The 23,302-nt window shown below is 64.7% G+C and carries 21 protein-coding genes; 17 read left to right on the forward strand and 4 right to left on the reverse strand.

Going from position 1 to position 23,302, the window contains the following annotated elements; translation table 11 throughout:
- The first annotated feature begins 57 nt into the window (after window positions 1-57).
- Window positions 58-1,266 (forward strand): cytochrome P450, encoded by a 1,209-nt coding sequence (locus KJP29_RS14180; RefSeq protein ID WP_218464187.1) that lies wholly within the window; start codon window positions 58-60, stop codon window positions 1,264-1,266.
- A gap of 101 nt (window positions 1,267-1,367) precedes the next feature.
- The gene (locus KJP29_RS14185) at window positions 1,368-1,871 is read left to right on the forward strand and encodes a lytic transglycosylase domain-containing protein (RefSeq protein WP_218464188.1); all 504 of its coding nucleotides are present in this window, start codon (window positions 1,368-1,370) and stop codon (window positions 1,869-1,871) included.
- A gap of 190 nt (window positions 1,872-2,061) precedes the next feature.
- On the opposite strand, the gene KJP29_RS14190 is transcribed toward KJP29_RS14185, so the two are convergent.
- Together KJP29_RS14190 and KJP29_RS14195 are read right to left on the reverse strand one after the other, a co-directional pair.
- Complete coding sequence (locus tag KJP29_RS14190; protein ID WP_218464189.1) at window positions 2,062-3,312, reverse strand: VWA domain-containing protein; 1,251 nt, start codon at window positions 3,310-3,312, stop codon at window positions 2,062-2,064.
- 111 nt (window positions 3,313-3,423) lie between these two features.
- Window positions 3,424-4,335: a MoxR family ATPase gene (locus tag KJP29_RS14195; RefSeq protein ID WP_218464190.1), complete on the reverse strand. Its 912-nt coding sequence runs from the start codon at window positions 4,333-4,335 to the stop codon at window positions 3,424-3,426.
- Between the two features lie 217 nt (window positions 4,336-4,552).
- On the opposite strand from KJP29_RS14195, the gene KJP29_RS14200 reads away from it, so the two are divergent.
- The 9 genes from KJP29_RS14200 to KJP29_RS14240 all read left to right on the forward strand — a co-directional run bounded on the left by KJP29_RS14200 (window position 4,553) and on the right by KJP29_RS14240 (window position 14,685).
- Complete coding sequence (locus KJP29_RS14200; RefSeq protein WP_218464191.1) at window positions 4,553-5,575, forward strand: glycosyltransferase family 2 protein; 1,023 nt, start codon at window positions 4,553-4,555, stop codon at window positions 5,573-5,575.
- On the forward strand, window positions 5,572-6,240 hold the full coding sequence (locus tag KJP29_RS14205) for a sulfotransferase (protein ID WP_218464192.1): 669 nt from the start codon (window positions 5,572-5,574) through the stop codon (window positions 6,238-6,240). The genes KJP29_RS14200 and KJP29_RS14205 overlap by 4 nt, the downstream gene beginning before the upstream one ends.
- Window positions 6,240-8,606 carry a glycosyltransferase family 2 protein gene (locus KJP29_RS14210; RefSeq protein WP_218464193.1) on the forward strand — a complete coding sequence of 789 codons (2,367 nt, stop codon included), beginning with the start codon at window positions 6,240-6,242 and terminating at the stop codon, window positions 8,604-8,606. The genes KJP29_RS14205 and KJP29_RS14210 overlap by 1 nt, the downstream gene beginning before the upstream one ends.
- 36 nt (window positions 8,607-8,642) lie before the next feature.
- On the forward strand, window positions 8,643-9,395 hold the full coding sequence (locus KJP29_RS14215) for an FkbM family methyltransferase (protein ID WP_255553624.1): 753 nt from the start codon (window positions 8,643-8,645) through the stop codon (window positions 9,393-9,395).
- Window positions 9,395-10,450 carry a glycosyltransferase family 2 protein gene (locus tag KJP29_RS14220; protein ID WP_218464194.1) on the forward strand — a complete coding sequence of 352 codons (1,056 nt, stop codon included), beginning with the start codon at window positions 9,395-9,397 and terminating at the stop codon, window positions 10,448-10,450. Before KJP29_RS14215 ends, KJP29_RS14220 begins: the two co-directional genes overlap by 1 nt.
- A 256-nt stretch (window positions 10,451-10,706) precedes the next feature.
- Window positions 10,707-11,744: a dihydroorotase gene (gene pyrC / locus KJP29_RS14225; RefSeq protein WP_218464195.1), complete on the forward strand. Its 1,038-nt coding sequence runs from the start codon at window positions 10,707-10,709 to the stop codon at window positions 11,742-11,744.
- Between the two features lie 66 nt (window positions 11,745-11,810).
- Window positions 11,811-12,491 carry an orotate phosphoribosyltransferase gene (locus tag KJP29_RS14230; protein WP_218464196.1) on the forward strand — a complete coding sequence of 227 codons (681 nt, stop codon included), beginning with the start codon at window positions 11,811-11,813 and terminating at the stop codon, window positions 12,489-12,491.
- Between the two features lie 222 nt (window positions 12,492-12,713).
- The gene (locus KJP29_RS14235; protein ID WP_218464197.1) at window positions 12,714-14,219 is read left to right on the forward strand and encodes a replicative DNA helicase; all 1,506 of its coding nucleotides are present in this window, start codon (window positions 12,714-12,716) and stop codon (window positions 14,217-14,219) included.
- Entirely contained in the window at window positions 14,206-14,685 is a 480-nt protein-coding gene (locus KJP29_RS14240; protein ID WP_370630873.1) for a hypothetical protein, read from the forward strand. Before KJP29_RS14235 ends, KJP29_RS14240 begins: the two co-directional genes overlap by 14 nt.
- Before the next feature lie 34 nt (window positions 14,686-14,719).
- On the opposite strand, the gene KJP29_RS14245 is transcribed toward KJP29_RS14240, so the two are convergent.
- Window positions 14,720-15,148 carry a DUF6314 family protein gene (locus tag KJP29_RS14245; protein ID WP_218464198.1) on the reverse strand — a complete coding sequence of 143 codons (429 nt, stop codon included), beginning with the start codon at window positions 15,146-15,148 and terminating at the stop codon, window positions 14,720-14,722.
- A gap of 69 nt (window positions 15,149-15,217) precedes the next feature.
- Here KJP29_RS14245 and purB point away from each other — a divergent pair, with 69 nt between their 5' ends.
- From purB to KJP29_RS14270, 5 genes are all read left to right on the forward strand, one after another.
- Window positions 15,218-16,525, forward strand: coding sequence for an adenylosuccinate lyase (gene purB, locus KJP29_RS14250; protein WP_218464199.1), 1,308 nt, complete (start codon window positions 15,218-15,220; stop codon window positions 16,523-16,525).
- Window positions 16,526-16,611: 86 nt separating this feature from the next.
- Window positions 16,612-16,770: a hypothetical protein gene (locus KJP29_RS14255; protein WP_218464200.1), complete on the forward strand. Its 159-nt coding sequence runs from the start codon at window positions 16,612-16,614 to the stop codon at window positions 16,768-16,770.
- Entirely contained in the window at window positions 16,767-17,315 is a 549-nt protein-coding gene (locus KJP29_RS14260) for a tetratricopeptide repeat protein (protein WP_370630874.1), read from the forward strand. Before KJP29_RS14255 ends, KJP29_RS14260 begins: the two co-directional genes overlap by 4 nt.
- Window positions 17,316-17,426: 111 nt before the next feature.
- Window positions 17,427-18,521 carry a flagellar motor switch protein FliG gene (locus tag KJP29_RS14265; RefSeq protein ID WP_370630875.1) on the forward strand — a complete coding sequence of 365 codons (1,095 nt, stop codon included), beginning with the start codon at window positions 17,427-17,429 and terminating at the stop codon, window positions 18,519-18,521.
- Between the two features lie 77 nt (window positions 18,522-18,598).
- Entirely contained in the window at window positions 18,599-19,486 is an 888-nt protein-coding gene (locus tag KJP29_RS14270) for a DMT family transporter (RefSeq protein ID WP_255553625.1), read from the forward strand.
- A gap of 12 nt (window positions 19,487-19,498) precedes the next feature.
- Here the strand turns inward: KJP29_RS14270 and KJP29_RS14275 are convergent, their stop codons facing one another.
- Entirely contained in the window at window positions 19,499-20,209 is a 711-nt protein-coding gene (locus KJP29_RS14275; protein WP_218464201.1) for a thioredoxin family protein, read from the reverse strand.
- A 280-nt stretch (window positions 20,210-20,489) separates the two neighbouring features.
- On the opposite strand from KJP29_RS14275, the gene acnA reads away from it, so the two are divergent.
- On the forward strand, window positions 20,490-23,240 hold the full coding sequence (acnA, locus tag KJP29_RS14280; protein WP_218464202.1) for an aconitate hydratase AcnA: 2,751 nt from the start codon (window positions 20,490-20,492) through the stop codon (window positions 23,238-23,240).
- The last annotated feature ends 62 nt before the right edge of the window (window positions 23,241-23,302 follow it).

The following is a 23,302-nucleotide window of genomic DNA, read 5'->3' on the forward strand; positions in this document are numbered from 1 at the left end:
CGTTGAACATGCAAGGGACCGCACCTAGACTTCGCCGGGTCTACGAGGGAGCACAGCATGGATGTCAGCGTGGCGCATTTCGATCTCGCGCAGATCGGCCCGGAGTTCATCGCCGACCCCTATCCCACGCTCGCCGCCCTGCGCCGTGACAGCCCGATCCACCGGATGGCGGACGGCAGCGTCCTTCTGACCCGCTACGAGGATGTTCAGAAAGTCTATCAGAGCCGCGAGATGCTCTCGGACAAGACGCAGGAATTCGGAGCGAAGTTCGGGAAATGCCCGCTCGCGGACCATCACACGACCTCGCTCGTCTTCAACGACCCGCCCTATCACACCGTGGTGCGCAAGCTCTTGGCCGGGGCCTTCACGCCGCGCAAGCTGGCCGAGTTCGACCCTCTGATCGAGGGCATCGTCGAACGGCTTCTGGACCGGGTCGAGGACATGGGGCGCTTCGACATGGTCGAAGACTTCGCCAAGGTCCTCCCGACCGAGATCATCAGCGTCATGCTGGGCGTGCCCGAGGCCGAGCGCGGGAAGCTGCGGGACTACTCGCTCGCGATCCTCGGCGCCCTCGACCCGGTGGTGCCGGCCGAGCGTCTGGCGCGGGGCAATGCTGCCGTCACCGAGTTCTCGGCGATCCTGTCGGACCTCATCGACCATCGCCGGGCGCATCCCGACGCCGGCGGACAGGGCGAGGTGCTCGAGGCGCTGATCTTCGGCGAACACGACGGGCGGCGGCTGACGCAGGAGGAACTAATCCAGAACTGCATCTTCCTTCTGAACGCGGGCCATGAAACCACCACCAGCTTCGTCGCAAACGCCGTCGGCACGCTATTCGACGCGCCCGACGAACACCGTCGCCTGATCCGGGACCCTTCGCTCATTTCCTCGGCGGTCGAGGAGTTCCTGCGCATGGAGAGCCCCCTCCAGATCGGCAATCGCCGGGCGGGCGAGGAGATCGTGCTGTCGGACGGAACGCTTCCGAAAGGCACCTATGTCCACACCTCGATCGCCGCCGCCAACCGCGACCCCGACCAGTTCGTTGATCCAGATCGCGTGGATCTTGGCAGGCGGCCCAACCGGCACATCGCCTTCATCACGGGTATCCACGTCTGCCTCGGCGCGACGCTCGCCCGGATCGAGGGACGCATCGCCATCGGCGGGCTCGTCGCGCGTTTTCCCCGCCTCGCCCCGGACGGGCCGCGCGTCCGGCTGCCCCTCGCGCGGTTTCGGGGCTACACAAGCCTTCCGGTACGGGTCCGATGATCGGCGGAAGGGTGCCGATGAGCCTACCGTCTGGGCCAATGGACTTCACCGGCCCGTGAATTGCGGGCAATGTTCGAAACGGAACATCTGGGGACAATTTCATGACCACATTGACGCGCCGCGCCGTTCTGGGCCGGACCGCCTTGGGCCTCGGCCTTGTCGCGCTCGCGGGCTGCGGGCAGCTCAACATCACCGCCGGGTCGAAATCGCCCACCAACCAGGTGTTCAACCCGCCGCTCTATGCCAACGAAAGCGCCGAGGTTCGCGCGCTCATCGACAAATGGGCGGATTACTACCAGGTCCCGCGCGAGCTCGTGCATCGCCAAGTGAAGCGGGAGTCGAGCTACAACCCGGGCGCCCGCAACGGCCCCTACTACGGTCTCATGCAGATCCTGCCCCAGACCGCGCGCACCATGGGCCATCAGGGACCGGCCTCGGAGCTTCTCAACCCCGACATCAACCTGAAGTACGCGGTGAAATACCTGCGCGGCGCTTACCTCGTCGCCGGGGGCGATCAGGACGCGGCGATGGGATGGTATGCGCGAGGGTACTACTACGAGGCCAAGCGCCAAGGGCTTCTCTACGAGACCGGCCTTCGGACCTGACCTCTCCCGTGACCGGGACCAAAAGGCGCCTTCCGGGCGCCTTTTTTCTTGTCACAGCCCGGTTGGCCTTGGCGATTTTGGGTTTCCGGGTTTCCGGGATTCTAGAATCCCGGAAGTGACAAGACACTGAAATAAAAACAGAAAGTCTCGACAATTGACGAAGTTCGTTAACGAGCCGCCAGCGCCTGCCTCACATCATGGCCATGAGCCGTGCCTTCTCACCCATGTCGTCCGGCTTTGACAGTGCCGTCACTAGCGCTTCGAGCGAGGCGATGTTGTGGCCTGCGCGGAAGCTGTCGACATGGGGCAGCATGGCGCGGATGCCACGCGCCTTGGGCGCGAATTCCTCCCAGCGCAGAAGCGGGTTGAGCCAGATCACGCGTTTGGCGGAAAGGTGCAGTCGTTCCATCTCGCGGGCCAGCCGCTCGGGGTCGTCCCGGTCGAGACCGTCGGTGATCAGAAGCACCACCGCGCCCTGCCCCATGACCCGGCGCGACCAGTCCCGGTTGAACTGATGTAGGCACGCGCCAATGCGGGTGCCACCTTCCCAGTCCTGCGCCTCGGCCCCGGCGGCGGCGAGCGCCGCGTCCACGTCGCGGGTGGCGAGATGGCGAGTGATGTTGGTGAGCCGCGTGCCGAAGGTGAACCCATGCACCCGTGCCCAGCCCGCCCCTTTCTGGTTGGCGACCGAGTGCAGGAAGTGCAGCACCATCCGGCTGTAGGAGGACATCGACCCCGAGATGTCGCAGAGCACCACGAGGTTCGGCCAGCGGATACGTCGGTCCTTTGTCGCGAACTCCCGGATCTCGCCGCCCGTGCGCATCGCGTCCCGCATGGTGCGCCGCCAATCCGGCAGAGCGCCGTGCTGTGTGGCCTTCGTCCTCCGGGACTGGAGCGGTTTCACTGGAAGGGTGAGCCGGGCGAGCATGCGCTTGGCGGCGGCAACCTCGGCGTTGGACATCTGCTCGAAGTCGAGCGTGCGCAGGCGTTCCTCGCCCGACATGGTGAAGGAGGCGTCGATTTCGACTTCCGTGCCTTCTTCCTGACCTTCCATCTCGGGCATCTCGGGCTCGATCCCGTCGAGCAGAGCCTCGGCCGCGCGCTTTTCGGCCGGTTTGGCGGCGCGGTCCTCCTGCACGCCGCGAACAGAGGGCAGCATCATCGCCATCATGTGCTCCAGATAGCGCGGATCGCGCCAGTAAAGGCGAAAGACCTGATGAAACACCCGGCGTTCCTCGGGCCGTGATACGAAGACCGCGTGCAGGGTCCAGTAGAAGTCGGTCTTGGAGGTGAACCCCGCGGCGGCCACTGCGCGGGTTGCGTCGATCACCTTGCCGGGGCCGACCTTGAGCCCTGCCGCCCGGAGCGCGCGGGCGAAATAGGTCAGGTTCGCGACGAGTCGCGGGTTTTCGGGGAGGTCGAGGTCGGGAAGGCCTTCCATAGGATCACCCGGACTTCGAATGACGCCTGCGCGTCATCCGAACGAGATGGGGGGCCAGCCCCCCACACCCCCCGGGATACTTATGGACCAGAGAAGCCGGGACGCGCCGCATCAGACCAGTTCGAGCGCCTGGCGGCTTTCCTCGAGGATCTTGGTGGCCTCCGATCCTGCGAGTCGTTGGATGTCGTCCTGATACTTGAGGATCGCGCCCAGCGTGTCCGCAATGGTTTCCGGCGACAGGGTCAGGACGTCGAGGGCGAGGAGACATTTCGCCCAGTCGATCGTTTCGGCGACACCCGGTTTCTTGAACAGGTCCTCGGTGCGCAACTGCTGGACGAAAGCCACGATTTCACGCGACAGGGTCTCCGAGGCCTCGGGCGCGCGGGCGGCAAGGATCTCCATCTCGCGGTCGAAGTTCGGGTAGTCCACCCAGTGGTAAAGGCAGCGACGTTTCAGCGCGTCGTGGACTTCGCGGGTGCGGTTCGACGTGAGGATGACGATCGGGGGCTCGGGCGCCTTCACGGTGCCGAGTTCCGGGATCGTGACCTGGAAGTCCGACAGCGCCTCGAGAAGGAAGGCCTCGAAGGGTTCGTCGGTGCGGTCGAGTTCGTCGATGAGCAGGACCGGCGCCCCGCCCGGTTGCGGCGACATGGCCTCGAGGAGCGGGCGGCGGATCAGAAACTGGTCCGAGAAAAGCTCGGAGGTCAAGGCGCCACGATCGGTGCCCTCGGTCACTTCGGCGGTGCGGATGGCCACCATCTGCGCCGCGAAGTTCCATTCGTAGACGGCGGAAGAGGCGTCGAGCCCTTCGTAGCATTGGAGCCGGATGAGCCGCCGGCCAAGTCCCTGCGCCAGCGCCTTGGCGAGCTCGGTCTTGCCGACACCGGCCTCGCCTTCGAGAAACAGCGGGCGCCCGAGTTTCAGGGCGAGAAAGGTCACCGTGGCGAGCGCGCGGCCCACGACGTAGTCTTCGCCGGCGAGCAGGGCTTCCACGCCGTCGATCGAGTCTGGTATCTGGGTCATGTCTCCTCCGTTCCCCGCATCCGACCGTGCCGCGCGGCGAAGGTCAAGCGGGCCCTTGGTCGGAGGTCTGGTTTGCGGCACGAGAGGATACGTTGACCTCGGACCTGCCCTCTGACACATAATATGGAAAGAATTTGCGCCTAAGACCGGGTCAACCCGGCGAGGCGAGCAGGCGGAAGACGATTATGGGCACTCTATTACCGGTGCGGGCGCGTTCATGCGCATAACCGCCGTGACATGCGTGAAGAACGAAGGTCCGTTCCTTGTCGAATGGATCGCTTTCAACCGCGTGATCGGGGTGACGGATTTCCTGTTCTATTCGAACGATTGCACGGACGGGACCGATGCGATCCTGGACGGGCTGGCCGCCGAAGGTCTGGTCACGCATCTGCCCAACCCCGCACAGGGCCGCAATTATCAGATGGAGGCGCTGAAGGACGCGGCGCGGCACCCGGTGGTGAACGAGGCGGACTGGGTCTGGATCGCCGATGTGGACGAGTTCCTGAACATCCATGTGGGCGACGGCACGATCCCGGAGCTTGTTGCGGCTTGTGACGACCCTGCGGCGATTTCGATCACCTTCCAGTTCATGGCCAATGGCGGGGTAACGGACTTCGAGGACCGTCCCGTGATCGGGCAGTTCAACAGGACCCACGATCCCGACATCTGGAACGGCGATCTGGATCAGGAGGTCAAGACCTTGATCCGGCGCGATTTTCCGGTGCAGTATTACGGTGCCCATCGCCCCTTCATGAAGAAGGGTATCAGGAAGAAGGACCGGCCGTCCTGGACCGACGGGTCCGGACGCGATGTGGAGTGGAAGTTCCGCACCGCTGCCAACAAGCGCCGGATCCGGAAATTCCCGGCGAAAGGCGCGCGCAACTTCGCGACACTCAATCACTACGCGCTGCGTTCGCTCGACAGTTACCTTGTGAAGAACGACCGGGGCGACGTGAACCGGGAGAACCGGAGTTTCGAGGACACCTACTGGCGCGAACGCAACGACCCGGCCTGGGAAGAGACCTCGATCCACCGCTACCTGCCCAAGCTTCAGGCCGAGAGGGAGGCGATCCTGTCGCTTGGCGGATTGCGCGCGCTCCACGAGGCATCCGTGACCGCCCATCGGGACAAGGCGCGGGCGCTGCGCAAGGATCCGGCGTTGGCGGTGCTCGCGGATCGGCTGCTGTCGCTGTCCGGCCCGGGACCCGCCGAACGGGCACTGCTGGAGCTTCTGGCATGAGCGTCAAGATCGTGAACCTTGGCCTGCCGAAGTCGGGCACGACGACGCTGGCGGTGGCGCTTGGCGAGGCCGGGTTCCGCGTCGCCGACTGGATCGCCCATAATCCCGACGGATCCAAGATCGGTTTCGTCGGGCGGCTCATGTACCTGGGCTATTACCAGTCCGGCGACCCGCTTGCCCCTATGGCTGATTTCGACGCCTTCACCGAGATTTCCATCGTGCGGCGAGGGCGAAATTTCTGGCCGCAGACGGATTGGCAGATCATCGACGCGATCCGGCACCACCACCCCGAGGCACGCTTCGTCTTCACCCATCGCGACCCCGTGGCCCATGCCGACAGCATGCGGAGGTGGGGCAACCTCGGCACCACGCGGCTGCCGCAGTTCCACGTGCCGGGCCTGCCGCAATGGCACGGGCACAAGCCGGGCGAGCTCGAACGCTGGATCGAGGGGCATGCGCGCTTCGTGCGGCATGTGATGGCGGGGGCTGACGACTTTCTGGAACTCGACGTATCTTCCGAGGACGCGCAGGACCGGCTCGCGGGATTCGTCGGGCGCGAGCTGCCGTGGTGGGGCGTCGCCAATGCGAACGAGACCCATCAAGCCGAGGAAGCAGACGACGGGCTGGACGACGCGGGCGAAACCCTGCGAGAGGACACGCTCTGATGCGGATCGTGCTGCATATCGGGCTGCCCTGCTGCGGGGGACCGCGCCTGCAGGAGGTGATGGAGGCAAAGCGCGGGCAACTGGCAAAGTCGGGCGTTCTGTTCTCCGGCATCGGACGGCGCAACCATACGCGGCTTTACATGGCAGCGACGGACCCCAAACATGTGGAGCCCCTTCGCCTGTCGCGTGGCTTCGGCCCGGCCAAGGCGCAGGCGGCACTGGCGCGGCGGCTGCTGGAAGATCTGCAGGCCGAGGTGGCGCGGGAGACGCCCGATGTGCTGCTCCTGTCCTGCCATCAGCTGGGGATGCTCCCCAATGCCTCGGAGGTGCGGCGGCTGCACGACATGATCGCCACGCTGTCGGACGACATCGCGGTGATCGCCCATGTCGATGAACAGGCGCGGGTTCTGATCCGGCAGTATGCGGAAACGATCTCCAACGGGCGGCTCGCGTCGCTCGATCAGGAACTCACGCTTGCCGAAGCCGAGGATTGGCGCAAGGCGGCGTTCGCGGGCTGGGCAGACATCCGGCCCCAGACCAATGATTACCCGGAAATTCAGGCAGCACCCTTCTGGCTTGACTACGCAAGGCTTCTGGAGATCTGGGAGGGCGTCATAGGGCCGGGTTCGGTGACGCTTCGGCCCTATGACCCGGCGCGGTTCGCGGGCGCGGAGGCGACCGAAGAACTGCGGGAGATGCTGGCCCTCACGGGCACCATCGGCAAGGCGGAGCCTGCCATGACCCCCGCCCTGCCTTCCGCCGAGAGCCTCGCGCGGGCCCGGGCGCTCAACGGGGTGTTCCGGCGGCTCATGGACAAGGGGCGGGTCGTTCCGCGGCGCATGTGGTCGCGGTTCATCGACGAGGTGGCGGTGCCGGGCGATCCCATCGACCCTTCGGCGCTCGCCCCCCTGTCTGCCCGCTTCGCGCCGGGAAATGCCGAGCTGGTGGCGCGGTTTCCGGCGCTGGCCGGCGCGCTGCACCCGGAGACGCCCGGCAAGCCGTGGTCCGAACCCGCATTTACGTGCGGGTTCCGGGCGACGCATTACGCCGCGGCGGCGCTTCCCGCCATCGAGGAAGCCACTGAAGAACGCCGGGCCAAGGTGACAGCGGCGCGGCAGGGCGACGCCGGTCCGGCGACTGCACAGGTGAACGGCACAGCCCAAACAACCTATCCTGAGACGCTGTCCCCCTCGGCCGAAAAGATCCTCTCGCCCCGGGCGAAAGAGAACTACCAGCACCTGCGCAAGGGCCGCTTCGCGCCGCACAACGGGATCGGTCGCGTGGATGATGAGGCGCTGGCCGCCCCTTACGACGAGGTGCCCCTGCGCGCCCTGCCAAAGGGAAACAGCGGCAACGTCATCGTCGGCTGCATGAAGAACGAGGCACCATATATCCTCGAATGGGTGGCCTATCACCGCATGGTGGGCGTGGACAAATTCCTCATCTACACCAACGACTGCACCGACGGGACGGCAGAAATCCTCGATCGCTTGCAGGAGCTTGGCGTGGTCGAGCACCGCGACAATACGAAATGGAAGGGCAACTCGCCGCAACAATACGCGCTCAACAAGGCGCTGAAGGAACCCGTCATCAAGACCGCCGAATGGGTCATCCACATCGACGTGGACGAGTTCATCAATGTGCGCACCGGCAACGGGCGGCTTCAGGATTTCCTGGCCCTCGTCCCCGATGCCACCAATGTCGCGATGACCTGGCGACTTTTTGGCCACAACGGGGTCACGGACCTGTCCGATGATCTCGTCATCGCGCAGTTCGACGATGCCGCGCCGAAGTTCTGCCCGAAACCCCATACCGCCTGGGGCTTCAAGACAATGACGAAGAACATGGGCGCCTATGAGAAGCTGTCCTGCCACCGGCCGAACAAACTCGACGGCCAGAAGCGGGACGCCGTGCAATGGGTCAACGGCTCGGGCCGGGTGATGAGCGAGAGCTACAAGGACAAGGGCTGGCGTTCTGACCTCAGGACGATCGGTTACGACCTGCTCCAGCTCAACCACTATGCGCTGCGCTCGGCGGAGAGTTTCCTGATCAAACGCCAGCGTGGCCGTGCGCTGCATGTCGACCGGTCCATCGGGATCAACTACTGGGTCAGGATGGACTGGGGCGGGTCGAAGGACGTGACGATCAAGCGCAACATCCCCCGTGTGCGCGCCGAACTGGCCCGGCTTCTCGAGGACGACAGGCTGCGCGCGCTCCATGAAGAAGGATTCCGCTGGCACCGCGCCAAGGCGGATGAATTGCACGCAACGCCTGAGTTTCGTGAGCTTTACGAACAGGCGCTCGAGACGAAACTCAACAACATGGAACGCGTGGCCTTCGCCCTCGCGCTCGACATGGAAAGCTGACAGGCAACCGGGATCTTTGGGCAGGGAACGCGAAAGATGGCGCAGGCAACCGACAGGACGGTGCATATGGCGGTGAAACCGAGAAACCGCGAGGAGCGGGATACCGATCCCGAGCGCGACATCATCTGGAGCCGGGGGGTGCGTTTTCCCGACCGTCCATCCTTTCTGACCCAGCGCCTGCGCAGGGCGCTGCGGTTCAACAACTACGAGAAGCAAGAGGCCGAGGCGCTGCGCGGCATGATCCGGCCCGAAGACGTGGTGCTGGAACTGGGGGGGGGCATCGGCTTCATGTCCTCCATCGTGGCCAAGGCGGGGGCGCGCGCGGTGCATGTCTATGAGGCGAACCCGGATGCGGTGGCCTATGCCCGCGACGTCTATGCGATGAACGGGATCGAATGCGTCACGATCACCAACGCCATCGTGGGGCCGAAGAAGGGCATGGCGACCTTTTATCAACGCGAGAACATGCTGACCTCCTCAATGGAAGAAGATCCGATTCGCGTGGACAGCCCCGTGGTCGCGACCCACCAGATAGAGGTGCGCAACATCAACACCGTCTGGAAGGACGTGAAGCCCTCGGTCCTCGTCTGCGACATCGAGGGGGCCGAAGCAGACCTCTTCGTGAAGGCGCAGATGACCGGGCTTCGCCTCGCGGTGATCGAATTGCACCCGCAATGGATCGGCGAGGCAGGCGTGCGTGCGGTCTTCGATGCGATGACGCGGGCCGGCCTCACTTATTTCCCGAAAGCCTCGTCGGCCAAGGTTGTGACCTTCAAGAAGGACTGGTGATGCGGGCGACCGCGGTTCTCTGCGTCAGGAACGAAGGCGCGTTCCTCCTCGAATGGATCGCGCATCATCTGGGCGTGGGGTTCACGGATATCGTCGTTGCGTCCAACGACTGCCAGGACGGGACCGACGCAATGCTCGACCGGCTGGCCGAGGTGGCGCCGGTACATCACATCCGCAACGATGGACCTCATGACGCAGGCGGCGTCCAGTTCACGGCGCTGAAGGCGATGGACAGACACCCGGCGGTGCGCGACGCGGACTGGCTCCTCGCGCTCGACGTGGACGAGTTCGTGAACATCCATGTGGGCGACCGGACGCTGCGCGCGCTTCTGGGCGCCCTGCCCGAAGCGGATGCCGTGACCCTGACTTGGCGGCTCTTCGGCAATGGCGGTGTCGTCGGATTCGAGGACGCGCCAGTGACCGAGCAATTCACCCGCGCCGCGCCGGTCATCATGCAGTGGCCCTGGCGCGCGAGCATGTTCAAGACGCTCTACCGCAACGACGGGACTTACGGGAAACTGGGGGTCCACCGGCCCCGCGCGCCGGACAAGGCCCGGCTGGAGCGGGTGCGGTGGTTCGATGGCGAGGGCCGCGCCTTGAGCGAGCGCTACCGGATGGGTCCGATCTTTTCCCCCTATGGCCGGTCGAACTACGGGCTGGTGCAGCTCAATCATTATCCGCTCGGCGCGATGGAGAGCTATATCGTGAAACGCGACAGGGGACGCGCCGTGCATGAAGCCGACGCTCTCGGGCTCGATTACTGGACCGAGCGGAACTGGGTCGAGGAGGAAGACCTCTCGATCCGGGGGGCGGACGGGCTGCGTGACAGTGTGCTTGCTAGGTTGCGGGCCGATCCGGTGCTGGCGAAACTCCATGCGGCGGCCGTGGCATGGCGACGGGCGCGGTTCGAGACGCTGATGCTCGAGGAGCCGAACCGCGCGCTTTTCGGGCGGCTTCTCATGTCGCCACCGGCGCGGCCCCTGTCGGCGCAGGCGGCCGCGCGGCTGATCCGCTACGGGATGGCCGATGCCGAACGGAAGTCGCAGACGATCTGACCGGGACACCACGCTGGTCTTGTTGCGCCTCGGGCTTCGCCCGAGGCGCGAGGGGGCCTCGCTGCGCTCGGCCAGCAGGCTTCTGCGGCGCGCCCTGAACGACACGTCCGACCAGTGGCCGGGTGCGGACGGGGGGCTGTCTGCCCCCCGCGGGGGAATTGCGGGCAATTCCCCCTTCCCCCCGAAGGTATTTCAGAAGCAGTGAAGGGGCATCGTGGGGACTGGTGAAGGGCTGCGGGGCGCGGTATTCGGGGGCATGACACAAAGCTTTACGATCCGCCGCCCCGACGACTGGCATCTTCACCTGCGCGACGGCGCGATGATGGACACCGTCCTTCCCGAAACCGCCCGCCATTTCGGACGCGCCATCGTGATGCCGAACCTCGTGCCGCCGGTGGTCACCGGGGCGGATGCCGCGGCATACCGGGCGCGGATCATGGCGGCGCTGCCCGAGGGCATGTCCTTCGAGCCGCTCATGACGCTTTACTTGACCGAGACGACGGACCCCGAGGACGTGCGGGAGGCGGCGGCGAGCGGGCTCGTGACGGCGGTAAAGCTCTACCCGGCCGGGGCCACGACCAACTCGCACTCCGGGGTGCGCGATTTCGACAATGTCCGGGGCGTGCTCGAGGTCATGGCCGAGATCGGTCTGCCGATGTGCGTGCATGGCGAGGTGACGACCCATGACGTCGACATCTTCGACCGCGAGGCGGTATTCATCGAGACCGTGCTCGATCCCCTGCGCCGGGCGACGCCGGGGCTCAGGGTCGTGATGGAGCATATCACCACGCGTGACGGCGTGGACTATGTGAAATCGCAGGAAGATATGGGCGGCACGATCACCACCCATCACCTGATCATCAACCGCAACCATATCCTCGTTGGCGGGATCAAGCCGCATTACTACTGCCTGCCCGTGGCCAAGCGCGAAGAGCATCGGCTGGCGCTTGTCCAAGCGGCGACCTCGGGCGACCGGCATTTCTTCCTGGGCACGGACAGCGCCCCGCATCCCGACCATCTCAAGGAACATGCCTGCGGTTGTGCCGGGGTGTTCTCGGCCACCAACACCATGTCCTGTCTGGCCGAGGTCTTCGAGGCGGCAGGGGCGCTCGACAGGCTCGAGGGCTTCGCCTCGCTGAACGGGCCCGCATTCTATGGGCTCGCGCCGAATCCGGAGACGATCACGCTCACCAAGGGCGATCCGGTCACCTATCCGGCCAAATTCCCGGTGGGCGAGGATCACGTGACGCTCTTCGACCCCGGCTTCCCCCTGCATTGGCACGTGGAGGCGTAGCAAAGGGGGTTCACGGCCCTGCGGCATTGGCGTAAGCGGTCGCGAGACCAGAGACAGGAGCCCGCCATGATCCCCACGTCATTTCCCGCCAAGGAAGAAATCGCGCGTTTGTCCGCCCGGATGCTGCTCGAGATCGGCGCGGTGAACTTCCGGCCCGAAGATCCCTTCATCTTGGCCTCGGGACTGCCCTCGGCGACCTATATCGACTGCCGCAAGCTTATCTCCTTCCCGCGCATCCGCTCGACACTCATGGATTTCATGGCGGTGACGGTGATGCGCGAGGCCGGGTTCGAGGCCTTCGACAATATCGCGGGGGGCGAGACAGCAGGCATCCCCTTCGCCGCGCTGGTGGCGGAACGTCTGGCACTTCCGATGACCTATGTTCGCAAGAAGCCCAAGGGCTACGGGCGCAATGCCCGGATCGAGGGCGCGATGAGCGAGGGCGAGCGGGTGCTTCTGGTCGAGGACCTGACCACGGACGGTGGCTCGAAGTTGTCTTTTGTCGACGCAATCCGCGAGACCGGGGCGACCTGTGGGCATACGGCGGTGATCTTTTACTACGGGATCTTCCCCAAGACGGAAAAGAAACTGGGCGATCACGGGGTTGCGTTGCATTACCTCTGCACATGGTGGGACGTGCTGGCCGCTGCGCGCGAGACGGGCGCCTTCGCGCCCGAGACGCTGACCGAGGTCGAGGCCTTCCTCAACGATCCGCGCGCGTGGCAAGAGAAGCACAAGCCCGCATAAACTGCGCCGAACTCGGGTCGCACGCCCGGCGGAATCCTGTGCAGGAATCGGACCCGCCCAGCTAGATGTAGCGTTTTCGCGAAAACCCGCTACACTCCTTATGACAGACGAAATCGACCAAGACGCAATGGCCGCTTCTCCACCGGCTTATCCACAGAGTTGTTCTATGTGGTGCCAAACCGGGGGAACGGCTATGTCCGTCGAGCAATCTGGGGAATGGACATGAACGAAGTCGCACGCATTGGCGAAGTGAAGAAGGAGTCCGGCGACGAGATCGACGCGCTTCTTCCGCAGAATATCGAAGCCGAACAGCAGCTTCTGGGCGCGATCCTGACCAACAACGAGGTCTATGATCGCATCGCGCAGATCATCAAGCCCGAGCATTTCTACGAGCCTGTCCACCAGCGCATCTTCACCCGCGCGATGGAGAGGATCACCAAGAACGCCCTTGCCTCGCCGGTGACGCTGAAGCCTTTCTTCGAAGATGACGAGGGCATGAAGGAACTGGGCGGGGTGCAATACCTTGTCCGGCTCGCGGGTGCCGCAATTTCGTCCTTTGCCGCGCGCGACTATGCCCAGCTGATCTACGAGATGCACCAGCGGCGTGAGTTGATCAAACTGGGCGGCGACATCGCGGCCAAGGCGCGGGCTTATGACGTGGACCTGGAGCCGGGCGAGCAGATCACTCAGGCCGAACAGCAGCTTTACAAACTGGCGGAAACCGGCGGCGCGACCACGGGCTTCCAGTCCTTCCTCTCCGCGGTCACCGATGCCGTGCGCGTGGCCAATGCCGCCTATCAGCGGGACGGGGGGCTTGCGGGCGTGTCCACGGGGCTGATCGACCTCGACAAGAAGCTCGGGGGCCTGCACCGCTCGGACCTCCTGATCCTCGCCGGTCGTCCGTCGATGGGGAAGACCTCGCTCGCCACCAACATCGCCTTCAACGTGGCCAAGGCCTACAAGCGCGGGAAAAAGCCCGACGGGACCGAGGGGGCCGTGAACGGCGGCGTCGTGGGCTTCTTCTCGCTCGAAATGAGCGCCGAGCAGCTGGCCGCACGGATCCTGTCCGAGGCCGCCGAAGTGCCGTCCGAGAACATCCGGCGCGGCGACATGACCGAGCCCGAATTCCGGCGCTTCGTGGATGCCGCCAAGCAGCTCGAAAGTTGCCCGCTCTTCATCGACGACACGCCCGCCCTGCCCATCGCACAGGTGGCGGCGCGGGCGCGGCGTCTGAAGCGCGAACATGGACTCGACGTGCTCATGGTCGACTACCTCCAGCTTCTGCGTGGTCATGGCCGCACCGACAACCGGGTGCAGGAAATCGCGGAAATCTCGATGGGCCTCAAGGCCATCGCCAAGGAGTTGGACATCCCTGTCGTCGCCCTCTCCCAGCTCAGCCGTCAGGTGGAAAGCCGCGACGACAAGCGCCCGCAGCTCTCGGACCTGCGCGAATCCGGGTCGATCGAGCAGGACGCCGACGTGGTCATGTTCGTGTTCCGCGAGGAATATTACGTGGAACGGGAAAAGCCCTCGGACGACCGTCTGGACGAAATGGCCGCCTGGCAGGAGCGGATGGAGCGTCTGCATGGTCGCGCCGAGGTCATCATCGGCAAGCAGCGTCACGGGCCCATCGGCTCGGTCGATCTGAGCTTCGAGGGCCGTTTCACGCGCTTCGGCAACCTGATCCAGCCTTGGCAGAACGGTGGCGGCAGCGGTGACGACTACTGAGATCGCGCTGGCCGTCGCGGCCGGGGTTGCGGCGGCGCTTCTTGCGCTACGGATCTGGCGCCGGCCCCGCCGACAATACATCCTGATCGACGGGTCGAACGTCATGTACTGGCGCAACGAGACGCCCGACATACGGACGGTGAAAGCGGTGGTCGACACCCTGGAACGTGCCGGATACCGGCCGGGGGTGATATTCGACGCGAACGCAGGTCACATCCTGATCGGTCGCTACATGCACGACGAGGGCTTCGCCATGCACCTTGGCCTGCCGTCCGAACGGGTGATGGTGGTGCCGAAGGGCACGCAGGCAGATGCTTACCTGCTTGAGGCCAGGCGCGACATGGGTGCAAAGATCGTCACCAACGACCGTTTCCGTGACTGGGCGGACCGATTTCCTGAAGTCGCCGAGCCGGGCACTCTGGTGCGCGGCAAGATGGTCGGCCGTAAGCTGACACTGGACCTGTAGCGCCGAGGGCGGCTCGCGGGGGGTTACGCCGCCTTCACGGGGCGATCCGCACGTGATCGGACACCATCGTGTAATCCTTGCGCGGTCCGCGCACGATCCACGTCGCGCGCCAGTCCGGCCAGTGAGAGAAGTCATAGACAACCTCATAGGCGTCCGGGTCGCACCAATGCCAGGCGGTCGGGCCCTGGCCCTCGACGATGGAATGGAAGGGGCGCTCGTCTTCGAAGAGCACGTCGATCCCGGTCTCTCCCGCCCGCCAAAGGTAGCTCCGCGTCGCGGCCATCGGCTTCAGACCATCGAAGATCAGCTCGCCCGCCTCCCGGCAGAGAAGGCCCTGCCCGTCCAGGACCCGTCCGTCCGGCACGAAGCTGACCACGCCCTCGAAGCGGCCATTGCGGCCGGCGGCGCGGTCCTTGATCTGGCGCGCGACACGCCATCGGCCTTCGAAGTCGTCGAGCTCCATAGCAACTTGCCCCTCAGTTGCATCCTGTCTATGACGCCCGCGACCCCATCTTCAACCAAAAGGCCTGCCATGATCCCGCGTTACGCCCGCAAAGAGATGACCGATATCTGGGAACCCGCCACGAAGTTCCGGATCTGGTACGAGATCGAGGCACACGCCTGTGATGCACAGGCCGAGCTGGGCGTGATCCCGAAGGAAAACGCGGAAGCGGTCTGGAAGGCCAAGGATGTCGAGTTCGACGTCGCCCGGATCGACGAGATCGAGGCCGTGACGAAGCATGACGTGATCGCCTTTCTCACCCACCTTGCCGAACATGTGGGTAGCGAAGAGGCGCGCTTCGTCCATCAGGGCATGACGTCTTCGGACGTGCTCGACACCTGCCTCAACGTGCAGCTCGTGCGCGCCGCCGACATCCTGATCGCCGACATCGAGCGCGTGCTCGCAGCGCTCAAGACCCGCGCGATGGAGCACAAGGACACCGTGCGCGTGGGCCGCAGCCACGGCATCCACGCCGAGCCGACTACCATGGGACTGACCTTTGCCCGCTTCTATGCAGAGTTCGACCGCAACCTCGCGCGGATGCGGGCGGCACGTGAAGAAATCGCGACGGGGGCCATTTCCGGCGCGGTCGGCACCTTCGCCAACATCGACCCGCGCGTCGAGGAGTATGTCTGCGAACAACTCGGCCTCAAGCCCGAGCCGATTTCCACGCAGGTGATCCCGCGCGATCGCCACGCGATGTTCTTCGCGACGCTCGGCGTCATCGCCTCGTCCATCGAAAACGTCGCGATCGAGATCCGCCACATGCAGCGCACCGAGGTTCTGGAAGGCGCCGAGTTCTTCTCGATGGGTCAAAAGGGCTCGTCGGCCATGCCACACAAGAAAAATCCGGTCCTGACCGAAAACCTCACCGGGCTCGCCCGGCTCGTCCGGATGACCGTGGTGCCGGCGATGGAGAACGTTGCGCTCTGGCACGAGCGCGACATTTCGCACTCCTCCGTCGAACGCGGCATCGGCCCCGACGCGACCGTGACGCTCGACTTCGCACTGAACCGTCTGGCCGGCGTGGTCGAGAAAATGCTGATCTTCCCGCAGAACATGCTCGACAACATGAACAAGTTCCCGGGTCTCGTGATGAGCCAGCGGGTCCTGCTCGCGCTTACCCAAGCGGGTGTGAGCCGCGAGGATGCTTATTCCATGGTGCAAAGGAACGCGCTCAAGGTTTGGGAAGAGCGGCTGGATTTCCAGGAACTTCTGCTTGCCGACAAGGACGTCGTCGCGGCGCTTGGCGAAGATGGCATCCGCGCGAAATTCGACATGGAGTACCACACGAAGCACGTGGACACGATCTTCAAGCGCGTCTTCGGCGAGGTCTGATCCCCTTTCCGCCTACTCACAGCCGCGTGATACGGCGCGGCCAGGAAGCGTGCTAGGCTGGGACAAACCGAACAGGGAGTCCCAGCATGACCGCCAAGACCTTGCTTTTCGTCCTGACCTTCGCCATGGCCCCCATGGCCGCGCTCGCGCAGGAAAGTTCCTCCTGCGAAAGGGCGCACGCCAATTGCCAGGACGGCACCACCTACGACGAGACGACCAAGACCTGCGTCGTGGTATCCTCGTGAGGGGCGCGGTCCTCGCCGCGCTCTTTTCCTTGCCATCGCTCGCCCTGACCACGCCCGGCTTCGCCGTCGGCACGATGACCGACGCGCCCCCGACGCCCACGGCGACCACGACGGACTGTGCCGAGGGGACCGTCTGGGACGAAACCCTCGAGAAATGCGTGGCGCCCAAGGAGAGCCGGCTGGACGACGACGGGCTTTACGAAGCCGCGCGGGAGTTGGCCTATGCCGGGCGATTGGATACGGCCGGGTCGGTGCTCTCGGCCATGTCGGACCAGAGCGACGACCGGGTGCTCACCTATCGTGGCTTCATCGCGCGCCAGATGGGAGACATTGCGGCGGCCGAGGCCTTCTACCTTTCCGCTCTTGCGAAGAATCCCGGCAATCTGCTGGCCCGCTCCTACATGGGACAAGGGCTGGTCGCAGAGGGTCGCATCGACGAGGCCTATGCCCAGCTCGTCGAAATCCGGCGCCGCGGGGGCGCGGACAGTTGGCCCGCACAGGCGCTCGATACCGCGATCCGGTCCGGCGTCACGACGAGTTACTAGCGGGGATCATGCGGCTTTTCGCGGTTTTGCCTCGCAGGGCCGCCGCTTGTTAGGCCGCTGTTAAGCGCGCACCGTCACTCTCCTCCCGAAGGGCAGAGGCTGGAGGGATGCGTGTCCACCGCGTTGACACTTGCAGGGGGCGGGCTCACGGACCTGTCCGGACTGGACGTGGGCGGGTCGTCGATCACCCCGGCGTCCGCGGTGCGCCGGGTCGAGCTTACCAAGAAACAGAAGGCCGCGGTGATCGTTCGGCTGCTGCTGGCCGAAGGCGTGGAGTTGAAACTGTCGGACCTGCCGGAAGAGCTCCAGACGGAGCTGGCGCATCAGATGTCCACCATGCGCTTCATCGACCGTCTTACGCTCAAATCCGTCGTGGACGAATTCGTGACCGAGATCGAAAGCATCGGGCTCGCCTTTCCCGGGGGGCTCGAAGGCGCGCTGAACGTGCTCGACGGGACGATCTCTCCCTCCACCGCAGCGCGCATCCGCAAGGCGCAGGGGTTCGTCTTCACGGGCGACCCATGGGAGACGATTGCGGGGCTCGACCCGGCCCGGCTGTTGCCGGTGCTGGAGGAAGAAAGCGCGGAGGTCGGCGCCGTGCTCCTGTCGAAGCTGAAGGTGTCGGTGGCCGCGGACCTTCTCGGGCGAATCCCGGGACCCCGGGCACGCAAGCTCGCCTATGCCATTTCGCTGACCGGCGGCGTCGATCCGGCAGTGGTCGCACGCATCGGCCGGGCACTGGCGGCACAGCTTGATGCGCAACCTGCACGGGCCTTCGCTTCGGGACCGGTCGAACGCGTGGGCGCGATCCTCAACTTCGCGACCGGGTCGATCCGCGAGGACGTGCTCACCGGGCTCGATGAAGAAGACGCGGCTTTCGCCGAAGAGGTGCGCAAATCCATCTTCACTTTCGCCAACATTCCCGACCGTATCGACGCCCGCGACATTCCCAAGATCACGCGCGACGTGGATCAGGCCGTTCTGATCACCGCGCTCGCCGGAGCGACCGGAACGCTCGAGAAGGTAAGCAACTTCATCCTCGAGTCGATCTCCAAACGCATGGCCGACCAGTTCCGCGAGGAAATGTCCAACCTCGGCAAGGTGAAACCCAAGGATGCGGAAGAGGCGATGGGTGCCATCGTCGCCGCCATCCGCGCCCTCGAGGCCTCGGGCGAGATCATGCTCCTGTCAGGCGAGGACGACTGACGTCCTTCGCCCAGCGTGCGTGATTTGAACCAAACCGTCACATTGCGCAGGCCGCGATGCAGGCTTAGGGTCGCGCGATGACGATGCCCTCTGCCCTTCCCGCCCCGGACCTGGCCCAGAATCCGGCCAAGGGCATCCTGCTTTACATGGTCGGGATCTTCTTCATGTCCTCGATGGACGTGATGGCGAAGATCGTGGTGCAGGACGTGCATGTCGCGATGGCGGTCTGGGCGCGCTATGCCGGGCAGACGGTTGTGGTCACGCTGTTTTTCCTGCCCAAGCTCGGCACCATCGCGCGCACCCGCTATCCCGGCATTCAGTTCGCGCGCTCGGTGCTCCTGCTCCTTGGCACCTCGATGTTCTTTCTGTCCCTGACGCAGCTCGGCCTGGCCGAAGCGACGGCGATCATGGACATCAATCCGATCCTGATCACGCTCGGGGGCGCGCTGTTTCTTGGCGAACGCTTCGGGCCCCGCCGCGCCTTCGGCGTGGTGGCCGCGCTGGTGGGGGCCCTCATCATCATCCGGCCCGGCAGCGCGGTCTTCCAGCCCGCGGCGGTCTTTCCCCTGATTGCGGCCTGTGGTTATGGCGGCTTCGTGCTGCTCACCCGGCGCGTTGGCGGAAACGAGGATCCACGCACCTCGCTTTTCTACGCGGCGATGCTAGGGGCGCTCGCCACCAGCATTGCCGTGCCCTTTTTCTGGACAACGCCGGCACCGCTCACGGTCCTGTTCATGGTGGTGATCGGGATTTTCGGCGCCTGCGGTCAGTTCTTCCTGATCCGCGCCGTGCAATTTGCCGAAGCCGGGGCAATCGCGCCCTTCTCCTATCTCGGGCTTCTGATCGCGGCCTTCTGGGGCATGGTGATCTTCGGCGACTTCCCGGATCTCGCCACCTGGATCGGGGCCGCGATCATCGTGGCCGCGGGACTTTACGTCTGGCACCGGGAACGGGTAGCGGGCTGAAACGGCCTGACGTCAGTCGAGTTTGTAGGCCGCCAGCACGCGGCCCGGTCCGGGCTCTTGCAGGACGAGCGCATAGCGTCCCTCGGCATCGGCGGGGGCGTCGATGGTGATCTCGCCCTGCCCGTCCCAAGTCGCGACATGGTCCCAGCTTTCGACAATGTTCGCATAAGTCATCGTCTTGCCGGCGTTCTCGCCGTGCTCGATGTTCACGGTTTCCTGCGGGTTGTAGCGCACGAGGTCGATCAGGATCTGGCCGGGAAGCGTCTTGCCTTCTTTTGGAACGCAGCGGATCGTGACACTTCCCCCTGAAAAGTCGGCGTCCACGTCGACATCGGCCAGCGCGGCCTCGTGAACCTCCATATAGTCCATGAGTTTCATGGGCTTGTAGCCCACCACGTGATCCGTCCCTCCCACGACCATCTGCGGCGTGTAAATCGTCGAGGCACCGGCGCGATGGGCATAGGCCTTCTGGCGCGTGGTGTGTTCTGGCCGCGCGAAGACATCGGCCCAGCCGATGTAATCCCAGTAATCGACGTGGAGCGCGAGGGGCAGTACATCGTCCCGGGTCGCCAGTTCGAGCAGAAGCTCGTCGGCAGGCGGGCAGGAATTGCACCCCTGGGAGGTGAAAAGCTCGACAAGGACGACAGGGCTTTCGTTCGCGGAACCTATCGTGGCCACCAATGCCGCCACGCCAAAGGCTCCTGCCCCGATCCATCCCCGCATATGCCGTCTCCGATTTGTCTGTATCGGTGGTATACGAGCCCCCCTTCACCGGCCAATCAAGGTTTTGAGAGTGTCATGCAACGTGGCAGGATGGACATGGGGTGCATGCGCAACAGGCAATCCGCAGGATTCCGCAAAAATGTGTGCAATGGTATACAAAACCAGGCACTCCCCCCTTGCATGACGGGCCAATCCGTTGCACATGCAGGGCAACCGACATCCGGCGTTCGCCGTTGGGCACGCCTGAAGTCACCTGACCGGTCCAGCAGAGGAGCCAGACATGTCCATCGAAGTCGGCAAAGATACGTCATCCGTTCGTAAAACTTTGACCGTCGGCGGGTCTTCCGTCGCCTATTACTCGATCCCCGCCGCCGAGGCCGCCGGGCTCGGGAATTTCTCGAAACTGCCCGCTTCGCTGAAAGTGGTGCTCGAGAACATGCTCCGTTTCGAAGACGGCGGGCGCACCGTGTCGGTGGACGACATCAAGGCCTTCGGCGAATGGGCCGACCAGGGCGGCAAGAACCCCCGTGAAATCGCCTATCGCCCGGCCCGCGTGCTGATGCAGGACTTCACCGGCGTGCCCGCCGTGGTCGACCTCGCCGCCATGCGCGACGGCATCCTGGGCCTTGGCGGCGACGCCAAGAAGATCAACCCGCTGGTGCCCGTCGACCTCGTCATCGACCACTCGGTGATGATCGACGAATTCGGCAACCCGCGCGCCTTCCAGATGAACGTGGACCGCGAATACGAGCGCAACATGGAGCGCTACCAGTTCCTCAAGTGGGGTCAGACCGCCTTCGAGAACTTCCGTGTCGTGCCGCCCGGCACGGGCATCTGCCACCAGGTGAACCTCGAATACCTCGCCCAGACCGTCTGGACCGACAAGGACCAGAACGGCGAAGAGGTCGCCTATCCCGACACGCTCGTCGGCACCGACAGCCACACGACCATGGTCAACGGCGCGGCGGTGCTCGGCTGGGGCGTCGGCGGGATCGAGGCCGAGGCCGCGATGCTCGGCCAGCCGATTTCCATGCTGATCCCCGAAGTCGTGGGCTTCAAGCTCACCGGCGCGATGGTCGAAGGCACCACCGGCACGGACCTCGTGCTCAAGGTCGTCGAAATGCTGCGCAAGCACGGCGTCGTGGGCAAGTTCGTGGAATTCTACGGCGAAGGCCTCGACAATCTGCCGCTCGCCCAGCGGGCCACCATCGCCAACATGGCGCCGGAATACGGCGCGACCTGCGGCTTCTTCCCGATCGACGCGGAAACGCTGCGCTACATGGAGCAGACCGGCCGCGACAAGGACCGGATCGCCCTGGTCGAAGCCTATGCCAAGGAAAACGGCTTCTGGCGCGATGCGGATTATGCGCCGGTCTATTCCTCGACGCTGGAACTCGACATGGGCACCATCGTCCCGGCGATCTCGGGTCCGAAGCGTCCGCAGGATTACCTGCCGCTGTCGACCGCTGCCGGCGCTTTTGAAGGCGTGATCGCGGATTACCGCGGCATCGACCAGTCGGAAGAAGCCCATGACATGGCCGCCGAAGGCCCCGTTGCGACCAAGCCGGTCGCGGGTGCCAAGTCGGCCAAGGTCGAAGGCGAAGATTACGAAGTGAAGGACGGCTCGGTGGTGATCGCCTCGATCACCTCCTGCACCAACACCTCGAACCCCTATGTGCTGATCGGCGCGGGCCTCGTTGCGCGCAAGGCGCGTGCGCTTGGCCTCGACCGCAAACCCTGGGTCAAGACCTCGCTCGCCCCCGGGTCACAGGTCGTGACCGAGTATCTGGAGGCTGCCGGTCTCCAGGAAGACCTCGACGCCGTCGGCTTCAACCTCGTCGGCTATGGCTGCACCACCTGTATCGGCAACTCGGGACCGCTCGAGCCCGCGATTTCCAAGGCGATCAACGAGAACGACCTGATCGCAACGGCCGTTCTGTCGGGCAACCGCAACTTCGAGGGCCGGATCTCCCCGGACGTGCGGGCGAACTACCTCGCCTCGCCGCCGCTCGTCGTGGCCTATGCGCTGGCCGGTGACATGAACATCGACATGGCGAACGACCCCATCGCGCAGACGCCAGATGGCAAGGATGTCTACCTCAAGGACATCTGGCCGACCGACCAGGAAATCGCCGACCTCGTGGACCGCGTCGTCACGCGGGATGCCTTCCTGTCGAAATACGCCGACGTCTTCAAGGGCGACGAGAAGTGGCAGGCCGTGGAAGTTTCGGGCGGCGAGACCTATGACTGGCCGCCCTCCTCGACCTACATCCAGAACCCGCCCTATTTCCAGGGGATGAAGCCGGAAGCGGGCGTGATCTCGGACATCGAGGGCGCGCGCGTGCTGGCGGTTCTGGGCGACATGATCACCACAGACCACATTTCTCCTGCGGGTTCGTTCAAGCCGACCACGCCGGCCGGCAAATACCTGACCGAACGGCAGGTGTCGCCGAAGGACTTCAACAGCTACGGCTCGCGGCGCGGCAACCATGAGGTCATGATGCGCGGCACCTTCGCCAACATCCGCATCAAGAACGAGATGCTGGACGGCGTCGAAGGCGGCTACACCAAGGGGCCGGACGGCGAACAGACGTCGATCTACGACGCCTCGATGGCCTATCAGGAATCGGGCACCCCGCTCGTCATCTTCGGCGGCATCGAATACGGTGCCGGGTCCTCGCGTGACTGGGCTGCGAAGGGCACGAACCTTCTGGGCGTCAAGGCGGTCATCGCGGAGAGCTTCGAGCGTATCCACCGCTCGAACCTCGTCGGCATGGGCGTCATTCCCTTCGAGTTCATCGGGGGCGACAGCCGCAAGACGCTGGGCATCACCGGCGACGAAGTGGTGGCAATCTCGGGCCTCGCGGGCGACCTGAAGCCGTTGTCGGTGGTGCCCTGCACCATCACCTATGCGGACGGGTCGACCAAGGAAATCCAGCTCAAGTGCCGGATCGATACCGAGGTGGAAATCGACTATGTCAAGAACGGCGGCGTGCTGCACTACGTGTTGCGCAACCTCGCCAAGTCGTAAGTCACGACAGGACGAAAACCGAAAAGCCCCGGCGCGCGCCGGGGCTTTTTCTTTGTCCTGAG

This window comes from Maritimibacter sp. DP1N21-5 (genome assembly GCF_019218295.1).
Taxonomy (GTDB): domain Bacteria; phylum Pseudomonadota; class Alphaproteobacteria; order Rhodobacterales; family Rhodobacteraceae; genus Maritimibacter.

What these genes read in the sequence shown, in the direction of transcription:
- KJP29_RS14215 (WP_255553624.1), top strand. Translation starts at nt 8,643, where the DNA reads ATGGCGCAGGCAACCGACAGGACGGTGCATATGGCGGTGAAACCGAGA.
- KJP29_RS14195 (WP_218464190.1), bottom strand. Translation starts at nt 4,335, where the DNA reads ATGACCCAGATACCAGACTCGATCGACGGCGTGGAAGCCCTGCTCGCC.
- KJP29_RS14245 (WP_218464198.1), bottom strand. Translation starts at nt 15,148, where the DNA reads ATGGAGCTCGACGACTTCGAAGGCCGATGGCGTGTCGCGCGCCAGATC.
- KJP29_RS14270 (WP_255553625.1), top strand. Translation starts at nt 18,599, where the DNA reads ATGACGATGCCCTCTGCCCTTCCCGCCCCGGACCTGGCCCAGAATCCG.
- KJP29_RS14220 (WP_218464194.1), top strand. Translation starts at nt 9,395, where the DNA reads ATGCGGGCGACCGCGGTTCTCTGCGTCAGGAACGAAGGCGCGTTCCTC.
- acnA (WP_218464202.1), top strand. Translation starts at nt 20,490, where the DNA reads ATGTCCATCGAAGTCGGCAAAGATACGTCATCCGTTCGTAAAACTTTG.
- KJP29_RS14255 (WP_218464200.1), top strand. Translation starts at nt 16,612, where the DNA reads ATGACCGCCAAGACCTTGCTTTTCGTCCTGACCTTCGCCATGGCCCCC.
- pyrC (WP_218464195.1), top strand. Translation starts at nt 10,707, where the DNA reads ATGACACAAAGCTTTACGATCCGCCGCCCCGACGACTGGCATCTTCAC.
- KJP29_RS14200 (WP_218464191.1), top strand. Translation starts at nt 4,553, where the DNA reads ATGCGCATAACCGCCGTGACATGCGTGAAGAACGAAGGTCCGTTCCTT.
- KJP29_RS14180 (WP_218464187.1), top strand. Translation starts at nt 58, where the DNA reads ATGGATGTCAGCGTGGCGCATTTCGATCTCGCGCAGATCGGCCCGGAG.
- KJP29_RS14185 (WP_218464188.1), top strand. Translation starts at nt 1,368, where the DNA reads ATGACCACATTGACGCGCCGCGCCGTTCTGGGCCGGACCGCCTTGGGC.
- KJP29_RS14210 (WP_218464193.1), top strand. Translation starts at nt 6,240, where the DNA reads ATGCGGATCGTGCTGCATATCGGGCTGCCCTGCTGCGGGGGACCGCGC.
- KJP29_RS14235 (WP_218464197.1), top strand. Translation starts at nt 12,714, where the DNA reads ATGAACGAAGTCGCACGCATTGGCGAAGTGAAGAAGGAGTCCGGCGAC.
- KJP29_RS14190 (WP_218464189.1), bottom strand. Translation starts at nt 3,312, where the DNA reads ATGGAAGGCCTTCCCGACCTCGACCTCCCCGAAAACCCGCGACTCGTC.
- KJP29_RS14230 (WP_218464196.1), top strand. Translation starts at nt 11,811, where the DNA reads ATGATCCCCACGTCATTTCCCGCCAAGGAAGAAATCGCGCGTTTGTCC.
- KJP29_RS14205 (WP_218464192.1), top strand. Translation starts at nt 5,572, where the DNA reads ATGAGCGTCAAGATCGTGAACCTTGGCCTGCCGAAGTCGGGCACGACG.
- purB (WP_218464199.1), top strand. Translation starts at nt 15,218, where the DNA reads ATGATCCCGCGTTACGCCCGCAAAGAGATGACCGATATCTGGGAACCC.
- KJP29_RS14275 (WP_218464201.1), bottom strand. Translation starts at nt 20,209, where the DNA reads ATGCGGGGATGGATCGGGGCAGGAGCCTTTGGCGTGGCGGCATTGGTG.